Annotated in this window: 12 protein-coding genes; 7 read left to right on the forward strand and 5 right to left on the reverse strand. The window is 66.2% G+C overall.

Annotation, left to right across the window (positions count from 1 at the left end):
* Positions 1-387 (reverse strand): transposase (locus KB201_RS13240; protein WP_211539450.1); only part of this gene is annotated, 387 nt, incomplete at its 3' end.
* Between the two features lie 136 nt (positions 388-523).
* Between KB201_RS13240 and KB201_RS13245 the strand changes: the two genes are divergently transcribed.
* From KB201_RS13245 to KB201_RS13255, 3 genes are all read left to right on the forward strand, one after another.
* Complete coding sequence (locus tag KB201_RS13245; protein WP_058252328.1) at positions 524-988, forward strand: DoxX family protein; 465 nt, start codon at positions 524-526, stop codon at positions 986-988.
* Positions 989-1,085: 97 nt separating this feature from the next.
* Positions 1,086-2,093 carry a YdcF family protein gene (locus KB201_RS13250; RefSeq protein WP_058252307.1) on the forward strand — a complete coding sequence of 336 codons (1,008 nt, stop codon included), beginning with the start codon at positions 1,086-1,088 and terminating at the stop codon, positions 2,091-2,093.
* 135 nt (positions 2,094-2,228) lie between these two features.
* Complete coding sequence (locus KB201_RS13255) at positions 2,229-4,478, forward strand: bifunctional SulP family inorganic anion transporter/carbonic anhydrase (protein WP_078113292.1); 2,250 nt, start codon at positions 2,229-2,231, stop codon at positions 4,476-4,478.
* A 67-nt stretch (positions 4,479-4,545) separates the two neighbouring features.
* Here the strand turns inward: KB201_RS13255 and KB201_RS13260 are convergent, their stop codons facing one another.
* Entirely contained in the window at positions 4,546-5,121 is a 576-nt protein-coding gene (locus KB201_RS13260; protein ID WP_058252305.1) for a TetR/AcrR family transcriptional regulator, read from the reverse strand.
* Positions 5,122-5,199: 78 nt separating this feature from the next.
* Between KB201_RS13260 and KB201_RS13265 the strand changes: the two genes are divergently transcribed.
* Positions 5,200-6,024, forward strand: a complete 825-nt coding sequence (locus KB201_RS13265) for an alpha/beta fold hydrolase (RefSeq protein WP_058252304.1) — start codon at positions 5,200-5,202, stop codon at positions 6,022-6,024.
* Between the two features lie 123 nt (positions 6,025-6,147).
* Here KB201_RS13265 and KB201_RS13270 read toward each other — a convergent pair whose 3' ends face one another.
* On the reverse strand, positions 6,148-6,900 hold the full coding sequence (locus KB201_RS13270) for a metallophosphoesterase (RefSeq protein WP_058252303.1): 753 nt from the start codon (positions 6,898-6,900) through the stop codon (positions 6,148-6,150).
* A 359-nt stretch (positions 6,901-7,259) separates the two neighbouring features.
* Here KB201_RS13270 and KB201_RS13275 point away from each other — a divergent pair, with 359 nt between their 5' ends.
* Both KB201_RS13275 and KB201_RS13280 read left to right on the forward strand, forming a co-directional pair.
* Complete coding sequence (locus KB201_RS13275) at positions 7,260-7,760, forward strand: MarR family winged helix-turn-helix transcriptional regulator (RefSeq protein WP_058252302.1); 501 nt, start codon at positions 7,260-7,262, stop codon at positions 7,758-7,760.
* Positions 7,757-9,460 carry an MDR family MFS transporter gene (locus KB201_RS13280; RefSeq protein ID WP_058252301.1) on the forward strand — a complete coding sequence of 568 codons (1,704 nt, stop codon included), beginning with the start codon at positions 7,757-7,759 and terminating at the stop codon, positions 9,458-9,460. The genes KB201_RS13275 and KB201_RS13280 overlap by 4 nt, the downstream gene beginning before the upstream one ends.
* A 23-nt stretch (positions 9,461-9,483) precedes the next feature.
* On the opposite strand, the gene KB201_RS13285 is transcribed toward KB201_RS13280, so the two are convergent.
* Both KB201_RS13285 and KB201_RS13290 read right to left on the reverse strand, forming a co-directional pair.
* A complete protein-coding gene (locus KB201_RS13285) occupies positions 9,484-10,239 on the reverse strand; it encodes a dienelactone hydrolase family protein (RefSeq protein ID WP_058252300.1) in 756 nt (251 codons plus the stop codon).
* Between the two features lie 33 nt (positions 10,240-10,272).
* Positions 10,273-12,642 carry an ATP-dependent DNA ligase gene (locus tag KB201_RS13290; RefSeq protein WP_058252299.1) on the reverse strand — a complete coding sequence of 790 codons (2,370 nt, stop codon included), beginning with the start codon at positions 12,640-12,642 and terminating at the stop codon, positions 10,273-10,275.
* Positions 12,643-12,713: 71 nt separating this feature from the next.
* Between KB201_RS13290 and KB201_RS13295 the strand changes: the two genes are divergently transcribed.
* Positions 12,714-13,715, forward strand: coding sequence for a Ku protein (locus KB201_RS13295; RefSeq protein WP_058252298.1), 1,002 nt, complete (start codon positions 12,714-12,716; stop codon positions 13,713-13,715).
* The last annotated feature ends 51 nt before the right edge of the window (positions 13,716-13,766 follow it).

The raw sequence follows: 13,766 nt of genomic DNA on the forward strand, positions 1-13,766 counted from the left end.
CTTGGGTACCAGGCGTGGGGTGAACGTGCCCTCACGGTCACGAGGAACGTTCAACTCGACCGGCCCGGCCGCGGAGTCCACCGTTTTCGGGCTCGATCCGTTGCGGGCGTTGGGCAGTTGCCGACCGGCCGGATCGCCCTTGGCATAGCCGAGGTGATCGGTTAGCTCGGCCTTCAGGCCGCGTTCGAGGGCGAGTTTGATCAGACCCGGGATCAGGCCGCCGTCGCCGGTGATCTGGACCTGGCCGGTATCGATCTGGGCCAACAACTCATCGACCATGCCCGAGGCCTCCAGCGCCTCGGCCACCTCCGCGGTCGAACGCGGCTCAGCCAGCTCAGGCAGCTGCTGACCGTCGTCGTGCTGCTTGTCGTCTAACGCCATGCTCATAGATTGTCCTCTCACTGATGAGCACTGGACTTACACAGACCATCTGACACCCCCCCCGCGGCCCCGCGATGAGTTCTGACGAGCAGGCATGTCTATCCCTGCACAACACACTCGCACCACTCGCCAGGAGAACATGATGAGCCGCAACACCGTCACCGCAGGCACCGCCGACCCGGCGGGCGCAACTGACACCACCGCCTCCGATGAGGCGCAACCGACCCGCAGGAACTGGCGTCGCACAACGGGAATCGTCATCAGTGTGCTGATCGGCGCCTTCTTGGTCTTCGACATCGTGATCAAGCTGACGCGTCCGCAGGAGGTGGTCGATTCCATGGCGAAACTCGGTTTCCCGATCGACCAGGCGCTTGTCATGGGTATCGTCCTGCTGGTCTGTCTCGTCGTGTTCGCAATCCCGCGCACCGCAGTCCTCGGCGCCCTGGGGATCACGGCTTACCTCGGAGGCGCGGTCACCGCCAACATGCGAATCGAGGCACCGCTGTTCGACACGGTCTTGTTCGCGGTCTACACCGGCGTGCTGATGTGGATCGGGCTGGTCCTGCGCCGCCCTGAGTTGCTGAAGGTGGCCGGCCTGAAGCGCTGAGCGTCGCCGCTGCCCGGCCCCGCACCCGTTACTGATCTGGGATCGGACGGGTGCGGGGTCGTTGTGCATCTCTCGTACCGTTACGCGAGTGACTGGTGTGACCAGAGTGAAGCGCAGGAAACTGGCGGCGGCAGCGACGATCGCGGTCGCCGCCCTCGGCGGGGTGGCGGTCGGGACGTTGCCCGGACCGGACGCCTCGGTTGTGACGACGGCCTCCGCGATCGACCCGGCCGGCCTGTACAACAGCGCGCAGTCGAAGTTCGCCGGAGGTGACGTCGCGGGCGGACTCGAACTCCTCCAGCAAGTCCTTGCGGTGGCGCCGGCCGATACCGACGCGCTTGCACTCCAGGCGATCTGGTCGGACCAGGTCGACGACGTCGTCGCAGGACGCTCGGCCCTGAACCGGTTGTCGATGATGAATCCGTCCCTGGCGACAACGGCCCGCAACATCATCTCGGGCGTCGCGACCGCCGCGCAGATCGTCCCCGACACCACTCCCAAGGCGGTGTCGGGACGCCCGGCGATCGTCGTGCTCGGGTACGGCCTGAACGCGAACGGAAAGATGGCGCCGGAGCTCGTCAATCGCGTCTCCGCGGCGAAGGCACAGGCGGAACTGACCACCAACACACCGATCGTCGTCACCGGAGGGGTGCCGAAGAAGGGCATCACCGAAGCAGCCGCGATGCGGACCTGGCTCGTGGACAACGGTGTCAGTGCGGACCGGATCCTCGTCGAGGACAAGTCCGGGTCGACGGTCGCCAATGCACAGAACACCGCCGAGATCCTGCGCGCACAGGGAATCCGGGACATCGTTCTCGTCACGTCGCCCAACCACATCCGGCGCGGGGCGGCAGACTTCGGTGCCATGGGTCTGCGCGTCGTCGGGACACTCACCACCGCGACGGACCTGGAGAAGTACCGGACACCGCTGGCCAAGGCGCAGCAGACCGGCATACGTGTGGAGGCCACCCGGACCGCGCGTATCCCGGCTACCCATGAGCCCGGGCTCCTGCCGCAGAACCTACCCGAGACCGGCCCCGGATTGATCCCGGAAATCGGCGGCCGGATCCTCCAAGAGCTCCTGAAGGCGGGATCGTCGGCCTGACGGGCCGATCTCCTCGCACCGGGCGGCCGAGTCCGGTGAAGTGAATCACAGTGTTGCGCTGCTGCCCTGCGGTTTCACAGCTTCCCGATGGCAGAGTTCATCTGGAGTCAACAAACCGTCGGTAAGTTCGGACATATGCGAACAAAGGGGAGTCGGGGCCCCCGAATTCGCGAGGTGGTGCGGTACGACCTACCGGCATCTCTCGTCGTTTTCCTTGTGGCCCTGCCATTGTCATTGGGCATCGCGATCGCATCGGATGCCCCCGTGCTCGCCGGTCTCATCGCCGCGGTCGTCGGCGGGATCGTCGCCGGTCTGATAGGCGGTAGCGCACTCCAGGTTTCAGGACCGGCCGCGGGCCTGACCGTGGTGGTCGCCGACATGGTCGCCAATTTCGGTTGGCGCGTTACATGTTTCATCACCGTCGGTGCGGGTGCGTTGCAGATCCTGTTCGGCCTGAGCCGGGTCGCAGGTGCCGCGCTGGCCATCGCTCCCGTGGTCGTCCACGCGATGCTCGCCGGGATCGGCATCACGATCGCGTTGCAGCAGATTCACGTGCTCCTCGGCGGCAGCTCGGCCAGCAGTGCATGGGAGAACGTGACGTCGCTGCCGGCCGGGATCGCCGACATCGAGACGTCGGACGCGCTCGTGGGAGGCACCGTGATCGCGCTTCTCCTCATCTGGCCACTGATGCCCTCGGCGGTGCGCAAGGTGCCGGGACCGCTCGTCGGTATCGTCGGGGCGACGGCACTGACCATCGTCTTCGGCCTGGACGTCGAACGGATCAGTATCGACGGCAACTTCTTCGAAGCGATTACGCTTCCGGAACTACCGGACAGCAGTTGGGGCGCAGTGCTTCTCGGAGTGTTGACGGTCGCCCTGATCGCGAGTGTCGAGTCCCTGCTGTCAGCGGTCGCGGTGGACAAGATGCACACCGGCCCACGCAGCGATCTCAACCGGGAGCTGCTCGGTCAGGGCAGTGCGAACATCACCTCCGGGATGCTCGGCGGGTTGCCCGTCACCGGAGTGATCGTGCGCAGCACCACCAACGTCAACTCCGGGGCGCGAACGTCGGCCTCGGCGGTGATGCACGGCGTGTGGGTGCTCGTCTTCGCGGCACTGCTCACTGGTCTCGTCGAGCAGATCCCCATGGCCGCGCTGGCCGGCCTGCTAGTGGTCATCGGTATCCAGCTGGTCAAGCTGGCGCACATGAAGATCGCGCTGCGGACGGGCGACCTGTGGGTGTACGTCATCACGGTGCTCGCGGTCGTCTTCCTCAACCTGCTCGAAGGCGTCGCGATCGGTCTGGCAGTGGCGATCGGACTCGTCGTATGGCGGGTGGTTCGCGCCGAGATCACCTCGCAGGCAGGCAGTACCGACGACAAGCGTCAGTGGACCGTACGTGTTCGCGGCTCACTGAGCTTCCTGTCGCTGCCGAAACTGAACAAGGCGTTGTCGCAGGTGCCGGACGAGGCGCACCTGACACTGGAACTCGACACCGACTTCCTCGATCACGCGGCGATGGAGATGCTCGAGGACTTCCGTTGGGCGCACGAGGCCGGCGGCGGCACGGTCCTCCTGGTGGAGAAGGGTCGCGCTCGGCTCGTCGACGCCCCTCGACGGCCACCGCGGCGCCACACGTCCGGATTCGCCGGTCTGACGCCGTGGCGTAACCGAACCGGGTCGCAGGCGTCCGCGTCCCCGGACCGCCCGGCCGCACTCAGATCGGTTCTCGGCGGCGTCGACGAGTACGAGAACGAGCACGCCGACGCCCTCCGCGCCATGCTCGCCGATGTCACCGAGTCTCAGGATCCCGACTCGTTCTTCGTGACGTGTGCCGATTCGCGATTGATGCCGAACATCATCACGGCGAGCGGCCCGGGGGACCTCTTCACGGTGCGCAACGTGGGCAATCTGATACCGACCGACAGCGACGACGACGTATCCGTGGAGGCCGCACTCGAATTCGCCATCGGCGAGTTGGGTGTGTCGTCGATCGTGGTCTGCGGCCACTCGTCGTGCGGGGCCATGCATGCGCTGCTCGACAGCGAACAGGTCGATGTATCCGACCTCCCGGCCGGATCCGAGAGCACGCCGATCCAGCGATGGCTCAAGCACGCGATCCCCAGCCGGGTGGCCTTTCGGCACGGACACCCCGCCGGGCGCGCCGCGGCCGAGCTGGGACTGGCCGAGGTCGACCAGCTGGCCGTCGTGAACGTGGCCAAGCAGATCGAGACCCTGGCGCGGCACCCGCTCGTCGGGCGCGCCGCAGCAGAAGCGCGGCTACGCATCGTCGGTCTGTACTTCGACATCGCCACCGCGCGGGTCTACGAGGTCACCCAGCAGAGCATCGCACCGGTCGTCGAGGCGGCAGCCGCGCGACCGTGAACGCCGGTCGGAAAGGCGCCGTCCGTGGACGAGTGTGGGCTGAGGCGCCGGTGTCGACGGTCTGTTGCTACGAGCCGACGGCCGCCTGCACGGCCGCCTGCACGCCGTGGCCGGCAACGACGATCGGTTCGATGGAGCGCAGGGTGCGGCACAACACGAACGCACCTTCCAGCGCGGTCAGCGTGATCAACGCCAGCCGACGACGCTCCGGCTCGGTGATCTCGAGTTGTCCGAACCACGTTGCGAGGCCGGTCAACCAGCTCTCGAAAACCTCGGCCGATTCCAGCCTGAGACGCTCGTTGGTACTCGCGACCTCCAGTGCGATGGTCTCGATGGAGCAGGCCTCGCTGTAGTCCTGCGACTCCAACAGTTTTCCGGCGTTCTCGAACAGCGTCGGGATGCCGGTCAGGGGGTCGGTCGTCTCCAGCTGGGCGCCGACGAACGCGCCGTAGCGCAACCCTTCGCGTCGGATGACCTCGACGCTGATCGCTTCCTTGCCGCCGGGGAAGTGATGGTAGATCGAACCGTAGGGCGCTTCAGCCGCCGCCGAGATCTGTTTGATGCCGGTGGCCGGCATGCCCTGCCGCCGGTACAGCTCTGCGGCTGCCTCCAGGATCCGGTCGCGAGTAGCGGAATCTGCCATGACGTCTCCATCCCTTGCGCATCGTGCCGATGCCAGCCTATCTTGCTTCTAAGTAGAACGATCTATCTAGGAGGCGACGTGCCCACAGTCGACGTGCCGGCCGGCTCCATCTCCTACGAAGACACCGGCGGTCCCGGGCCGATCCTGGTACTCGGCCACGGGTTGCTGATGGACGGGCGGCAGTGGCGCAAGGTGATCCCGCTGCTTCCCGAATTTCGTTGCATCACACCGACGCTCCCGATGGGGGCGCACACGGAGCCGATGCACGCCGACGCGGACCTCACTGAGACGGGTGTGGCATCGATCCTTGCCGACTTCCTCGATGCCCTCGACCTCGATGACGTGACGCTCGTCCTGAACGACTGGGGCGGTGGTCAGTTCGTGATCTCCCAAGGCCGGGACAAACGCGTTGGGAGATTGGTGTTGGCATCGTGCACGGCTTTCGACAACTATCCTCCCGAGCCGGCGCGTCCCGCGGCGCTGTTGTGCCGAGTGCCCGGCGGCGGGTGGATTCTCACCCGGATGCTGGGCACTCGATTCTTCCGGCACAGCACGCGGGCGTATGGCGCGCTGACGAAGTCGGGGATCCCGGACTCGCTGTTCGACGAGTGGTTCCGCCCCGCTGTCGAAAACGCATCGATCAGAAGGGATCTGGTCAAATTCGCCACAGGCGCGCCCTCCCGCCGGAGGCTGCTCGAACTGTCGGACATGATGCGGCGGTTCGATCGCCCGGTGCTCGTGGTCTGGGCAATCGAAGACCGGATGATGCCCCTGGAGCATGCGGACCGCCTCGTCGAGCTCTTCCCGGACGCATCCAAGGTCGTCGTCGACGATTCGTGGACTCTCATCCCGGAAGACCAGCCGGAGGCGATGGCCGACCTGCTGCGCGGGTTCGTCAGATGACGCGTCGTCGTCGCCCCGCCGGGGGCGGTACCGAGTGTGCCGTGTCGCCGACGATGTAGCTCGCCTGCCTTTCGATGCCGAGCGCCGAAGCGCAACGGCCGATTGCCGGCACCGTCCTGAATGTCAGAACATCACCGATCGGAAGTGGGTGACGAACCGCTCGTCGTCGTAGAGATGGAACGCGATCCCCGGCGGCTGACCGCGGTTGACGACCTCCCGGCCTTCGAACGGCAGGTTCAGTGTCGACGACACACCCGGTGCGATGCACAGCGGGCGGTCGGCGAACGTGGTCACCGCCGGGGTGTGGGCGTGTCCACACAGGAACGCGACGATGTTCGGGTGCTGATCCACCAGGGCGGCGAGGCGGCCCTCGTCGCGCTGGCGGATCGAGTCCATGAACGGCATCAGCAGGTCGACCGGCGGATGGTGAAAGGCGATGAACACCGGTGTCGCCACGGACGTCGCGGTGAGCCGGTCCGACAGCCAGGAGATGGTCGCGTCGTCGAGACGACCGTCGTTGCGTCCGGGCATCGAGCTGTCGCACATCAGGAAGAGGACGTCGGAGCCGTCGCGCCCGCGCACCGTCCGCGCGTGATTGATCGGACCAGAGGTCTCGGTGCCGATCAGGGCCGCGCTGAACGGTTCCCGGACATCGTGGTTGCCGGCGGTGATGAGCATCGGCAGCGGACTCTCGAGCACCCCGTACGCCTCGCGGTACTCGCTCGCGGCACCTTCATCGGCGATGTCACCGGTGACCAGCAGGACGTCGATCCCGGCGGCGCGGGCGTTGATATAGCTCAACGTCGACTGGATACGGGCCCGATTGAACCGCGTCCCGTTGAAATGCAGGTCGCTGATGTGGGCGACAACGAACACGAAGAGCTCCTGTCACGGTTCCTGGCTCCCACGAGGCTAACCGCAGGCAGGGTCCGACGACGCATCGCCTCAGGGCCGCGAGGCGCAACGCACTCCCATGACGTCGGTGTGGTTCAGCCCGCTCGGGTGCCGGCTCCCCTGTAACGCACAGCGGCCGGCGAGCGACATCGACGATGAGTCGCCGACCTGCCAACCCCCGACCTGGCAGGTCGGCGACCGTCTTTTGTCTCCGTCGATGCAAGACTTCGGCGCTGTTTGCATTCTCCCGAGTTCGCGCGCACACTGGCGAGCGGTGTTAGTTGCGCTCTGCAACTAATTGCAAAGAGCAAGTAAAACTTCTCGGGTAGGCGGTGAGGACAGTGCTCGATCAACACGCGATCGACGACCTCTTCGAGACCCTTCTGCGCTTCGTCCGCATCCGCGAACGGGCGGTCCACACGACGTTCCGTACGCGTGAGGGCGAGTTCGAGGCCGCGGCGTTCAAGGCGCTCTTCCCGCTCGCGCGACGGTCGATGCGATCGCGCGACCTCGCCGAGACGATGAATGCCGACCCGTCGACGGTGAGTCGGCACGTGGCTCAGCTCGTGGAGCACGGCCTGATCCGCCGCGAGGCGGACCCGGACGACGGGCGCGCCACCATGCTCGTCATCACCGCCGCCGGACGGGATCGCGTCGTGGCCATGCGCGAGATGCGTCGCGCCGCCATGGCCGATGTCATGGCCGACTGGACCGACGACGAACTCCACACCCTCGTGACACTTCTCGGGCGGTTCGTCGATGCCGCCGACGCAGCCCTGCACCCGGCGTGCCCGGACCGCAGCCCGGACACAGATGCGAATGACCCGAAAGGACGACAGTGACAGACTCTTCGGCCGCCGACACGGTGAACCACGACGAGGAGGTCGCCGGCGCCGGACTGACCCATCGCCAGATCCTGACCATCCTGGCCGGACTCATGCTGGGCATGTTCCTCGCCGCCCTCGACCAGACCATCGTGTCGACGGCGATCCGGACCATCGCCGACGATCTGCAAGGGTATGACCTGCAGGCCTGGGTGACCACGGCCTACCTCGTCACCGCGACGATCGTGACCCCCTTGTACGGCAAGCTGTCCGATCTCCACGGCCGGAAACCGTTCTTCCTGCTGGCGATCTCGATCTTCATCGTCGGTTCGCTGCTGTGCACGATCGCGTCGTCGATGTATCAACTCGCCGCGTTCCGCGCCTTCCAGGGGCTCGGCGCGGGCGGCTTGATGACGCTCGCACTGACGACCATCGGCGACATCGTCCCGCCGCGGGAACGCGCCAAATACCAGGGCTACTTCCTCGCCGTATTCGGCACCTCCAGCGTCCTCGGACCGGTCCTCGGCGGTCTGTTCGCCGGCCAGGAGACGATCCTCTGGGTGTCCGGTTGGCGTTGGGTGTTCCTGGTCAACGTGCCGATCGGACTCGTCGCGCTGTTCGTGGTCTACAAGGTGCTCAACTACGACCAGCAGAAGGGCGTCGGCGGGCGCACCGACTACTGGGGGGCGACGGCACTCGCCGTCGCCGTGGCTCCGCTGCTCATCGTCGCCGAACAGGGGCGCCAGTGGGGATGGACCTCCGGACTGTCGTTCCTCTGCTACGGGATCGGCGTCGCCGGCATCGCCGCGTTCATCTGGATCGAGCACCGCATGGGCGACGACGCTCTCATCCCGTTGCGCGTGTTCACCAACCGGGTGTTCAGCCAGGGCATCATCATCTCGGTCATCATCGGCGCCGTCATGTTCGGCGGGATCTCGATGCTGCCGCAGTATTTCCAGGTCCTCCGCGGATCGAGCCCCATGATCGCCGGCCTCCAGATGTTGCCGATGGTGCTCGGTCTGATGGCCGGTTCGATCCTGTCGGGCCAGCTGATCTCGCGCACCGGACGCTACAAGATCTTCACGATCATCGGCGCCGTGCTGATCACCGCGGGCACTTTCCTGCTGCACCTGGTGGGCACCGAGACACCGCTCTACCTGGTCATGCTGATGGCCGCGCTCCTCGGCTTCGGGCTCGGCAATCTGATGCAGCCGATCACCCTGGCGATGCAGAACATCCTGCCGCCCAAGGACATGGGACTTTCCACCGGCACCGCCACCTTCTTCCGTCAGATCGGTGGAACGCTCGGTGTCGCGGTCTTCTTCTCGCTGTTGTTCTCCGTCATGGGGCCGAACATCAAGGACGAGATGGTCGCGGCGGCAGCCCAACCCGAATACCGGGCCGCGGTCGTAGAGGCCTCGCAGAGCAGCGACCCGCAGGTCAGCGCATTCGGGCACTCGCTCATCGCGGCCGCTCAGAATCCCGGTGTTGCAACCGGATCGTCGGACAGTGTCATGAGTGACACCTCGGTCATCGAGAGGCTGCCGGCCGAACTGGCCCAACCCATCAAGGAGGGGTTCGCCGACTCGATGGACCGGGTGTTCTTGGCGGTGTCGATCGTCGCGCTGCTCGCGATCATCGGAACGGTCACCTGGAAGGAACTCCCGCTGCGTCAGGGACGGCCGATCGGCGCACCGGAGTCGTCACCCGCGTCGTGAGCGTCAGTCGGAGCGGACCCACCTCACCCCGACAACGTCCGCCGGAAGAGAGCCTTGAGCTCATCGAAGTGATGTTCGCAGGCCTCGTGGTGATACGCTGCCAGATCGGACATCGTATACCCGTGCGGCGCACCGGGATAGACGGTCGCCGAGTGCGCCACGCCCCCACCGGTCAGGGCGTGCTCGAACTGCGCGACCGCCGTCGCGGGCAGTGATGAATCCTTGTCGGCGTGGATGGCGAGGACGAACGCGTCGATGCCGACGAGATGCAGGTGCGGACTGTCGCGGTCGTCGGTCACCAGGCCGCCGGTGTGGAACATGCCGACCGCGGCGACGTCGTCGGGCCGGGCGGCGGCGATGTTCAGCGCGAGCCGGCCGCCCATGCAGTAGCCCGTGACACCGACACGTCCGGGTGTGACGCCCGGGAGCGATTGCAGCGCGTCGAGGTAGGCGACGAGATCGGGACGTACCGCCTCGGGCGTGAGGGTCCGTGCCCGCGGCATCGCGGATCGGAAGAATGCGGTCCGCGCCTCGGGCAGCAGCAGATCCTCGGTGGGCGCCCACTCGGCCGCGGACCCGTACCGGTGGAACAGGTGCGGCACCAGCACGACGTAACCCCAGGACGCAATGCGGTCGGCCATGGCCTCGATGCGAGGTCGTAGGCCGATCACATCGGTGAGGAACAGGACTCCCGGTGACGTCCCGGATGAATCGGGCCGCGCCACATAGGCTTCGGTCTCTCCGTCGGCCGCCGAGATGGTGATCGTCTCACCCGTCATGTCCACGCTCCTCTGCTCGGTTCACGCCCCGGGTCACAGATCACCGGGCAGTTTGTCCCTCCGGATCCCCCGCCAGCTGGGATGCCGCAGATGCCCGGCCGTCGTCCAGTCCATGAACCGGACCTCGCCGACGATCTTCGGCAGGACCCACACCGCGCTGGACTCGACGGGCCGGTCGAGTTTGTCCAGGAAGGGCGACCGCGAGATCTCCAACGGTCCGAGTTCCTCTGCAAGCGAACGCAACTGTGCGTCGGTGAAGCCGGTTCCCACGCGACCGACGTAGCGGAGTCCGGTCTCCTCGGGCAAACCGATGAGCAGGGAACCGATGGTGTGCGCGCGGTTGCCGCGGCCCGGCCGATATCCGCCGACCACGACCTCGATGTCGCTCCAGTTCTTGTGTTTCAGCCAGGTCGTCGACCGGCGTCCCTGCTGATACACCGAGTTGCGGCGCTTGGCGACAACGCCTTCGAGATTGTGTTCACGGCTGTACTCGACGGCGGCCGATCCCGGGCCCGGAAGCAGCGGCGGCACTTCGACGAAGGCGGAGTTGCGGAACGCGGGCGCCAGCTCCTCGAGGAGTTCGCGCCGAACCGACCATGGCTTGCGCAACAACGACGAACCGTTCAGGAACAGGATGTCGAACAGGTGTAGCCGCAACGAATACGGCTCGTCGGTGTGCCGACGTGAGGTCAGCAGCGTGAAATTGGTGCGGCCCGACGAGTCGATCGCGACGACCTCGCCGTCGAGCACCACGTCCATGAGGCCGAGATCGTCTGCGAGGCCGGTGAGTTCGGGGAAGTCGGCGGTCATGTCGATACCCGATCGGGAGGTGAGCCGGAACTCGCCGCCGACCGAACGGATGAGGAGCCGATATCCGTCCCATTTGCCCTCGAACGCCCAGTCTCGACCGTTGAGTCCGTCGATCGACTCGTCGGTCGCGAGCATCGGGCGCGGGTCGGTGAGGCTGTCGGGGACGATCGGACGCGGTTCGTCGCTCATCAGGTGGGCAAGCCAGTTCTTCTCACCGGTCCGGATCAAGGCGTACCGTCCCTGCACGCGCTCGCCGTGGAGGCGGACGATGACCTCCTTGTCCCGCCACTTCTCGAGCTCGAATGTGCCCCTGTCCCAGATGGACACGTGACCGCCGCCGTATTCGCCCGCCGGGATGTCGCCCTCGAAGTCGGCGTAATCCATCGGGTGGTCCTCGGTCTGCACCGCGAGCCGGTTCTGGTCGGGGTCGGTGGGCAGGTTCTTCGGTACGGCCCACGACACCAGGACCCCGTCGTGTTCCAGCCGGAAGTCGTAGTGCAACCGTCGGGCGTGGTGCTCCTGGATCACGAAGATCGGTGCCCTCTCGGTCTGCGTGTCCGAGGAATCAGGTTCTGCAGCAGAGCTCTCGGCTTCGATGCGCTGTCGATGCGCTTCATCGCCGAAGGGTTCGGGTGTCTTCGACTGGTCGCGCTTGCGCCGGTACTCCTTCAGGTTGATGACCTGTCCCGCCGCGGGCTCGACGACGACCTCCGGCTCGTCGTCGTAGGGGTCGTCCAGGCCGTCGAGGAGATCGCCGAACTCCTCGACGCGGTCCAGCACCTCGGTGTAGAGCAGTTGGGAGAGTCCGGGGTCCTCCATCTCCTCCCAGGTGCGCGGCGCGGCCACCCACGGCTGCTCGCGTCCGCGCATCGAGTACGGCGCGAGAGTGGTCTTGGCGGCGGTGTTCTGGCTCCAGTCGATGAAGACCTTGTCGTCGCGCAGCGATTTGGACATCTTGGCGGTGATGAAATCGCTGTGCTGACGGGCGAACTCGTTGGCGACCTCCTGAGCCACCTTGCGCGCCGCATCCGACGTCACGGGCTTCGGGAGCCGCGCGTAGAGGTGGATGCCCTTGCCGCCGCTGGTCACCGGGTACGTCGTCGCCCCGCCGAGCCAGTTGCGGATCTCGCACGCCACCTCCGCGGTCCGGTGCAGCGGCACCCGTGGCCCGGGATCGAGGTCGAAGACGATGCGGTTGGCCATCGGCGCGCCGTCGGGCCCCATGGGAAGCCGCCACTGCGGCGTGTGGATCTCGAGCACGGCCATCTGCGCGAGCCAGACCAGCGTGGCGCGATCGTCGGCCATCGCATAGTTGATGACCCGCTCGCTGTGCTGGATGCCGTGGCGTCGGATCCAGTCAGGTGCGCTCTCGGGAACGTTCTTCTCGAAGAACGGGGTCGACTCGACGCCGTTGGGCCACCGCTTACGGGTGATGAGGCGGTTGCGTACGTGGGGGAGGAGGACATCGGCGATCCGCGAGTAGTAGTCGATGACCTCGAACTTCCGCGTCCCCGTCGCCGGATAGAGCACCTTCGAGAGATTGGTGATCGAGATCCGCCGACCGTCGACCTCCAGTGTCTCGCCGCCTGCCATGCTCCTATTGTCCACAACGCCGGTCAGAACGTCGTGCAGCTTGCCGCCATCCGGCCCGGATCCCTGGCAGAATGGCCCCCATGCGCTCGATCTGGAAGGGCGACCTCAGCTTTGGCCTGGTCAACGTGCCGGTCAAGGTCTATTCCGCGACCGAGAGTCACGACCGGAAGTCGTATCAGGTCGACTCGTCGGACGGAACCCGCATCCGCTATCGCCGCGTGCGCGAGGGCACCGACACCGAAGTCGACTACGGCGACATCGCCAACGCCTACGAATCCGAGTCCGGCGAGACCGTGATCCTCACCAAAGAAGACCTCGCCACGCTGCCGGTGCAGAAGAGTCCCGAGATCTCGATCCTGGAGTTCGTACCCGCCGAGCAGGTCGATCCGATCTACTTCGACAAGCCTTACTACCTCGAACCGTCGTCGAAGTCGCCGAAGGCCTACGTCCTGCTGGCCAAGGCGCTGGAGGAGACGGACCGGCTCGCGATCGCCTCCTTCACTCTGCGCAACCGGACACGCGTGGCCGCGCTGCGCGTCGTCGACGGGGTGATGACGCTGCAGACGCTGCTGTGGCCCGACGAGGTCCGCAAACCCGACTTCGGCTTCCTCGACGACGACACCGAGATCCGCGATCAGGAACTGCAGATGGCGGCCTCGCTGATCGAGTCGATGGCATCGGACTACGACCCCTCCGAGTTCGAGGACACCTATCAGAACGAGCTGACGAAGCTCATCGAGGCGAAGTCCGAGGGTGGCGAGGCGTTCCCCGAATCCGACGACGAAGACAAGGACACCGAGGACTCCGACGTCGCCGATCTCCTCGCCGCGCTGCGCGCGTCGGTGAAGGACCGCGGGGGATCCGATTCGAAGGATTCGGACTCGAAGGACACCGCGGCCAAGAAGGCACCGGCCAAGAAGGCTGCGGCGAAGACGGCCGCGAAGAAGGCGCCGGCCAAGAAGACCGCTTCCAAGTCGACGGCGAAGAAGACCTCCTCGGGGTCCGGCGAGTCCGGGAGCAAGTCCACGGCCAAGAAGGCGCCCGCCAAGAAGTCCTCGCGCAAGGCGAGCTGACCCGCACCGCCGGGCAACGGCGGTCCGAAAAGGGTTGGCACCACGCCCACG

This window comes from Gordonia sp. SCSIO 19800 (assembly GCF_018132775.1).
Lineage (GTDB): Bacteria > Actinomycetota > Actinomycetes > Mycobacteriales > Mycobacteriaceae > Gordonia > Gordonia hongkongensis.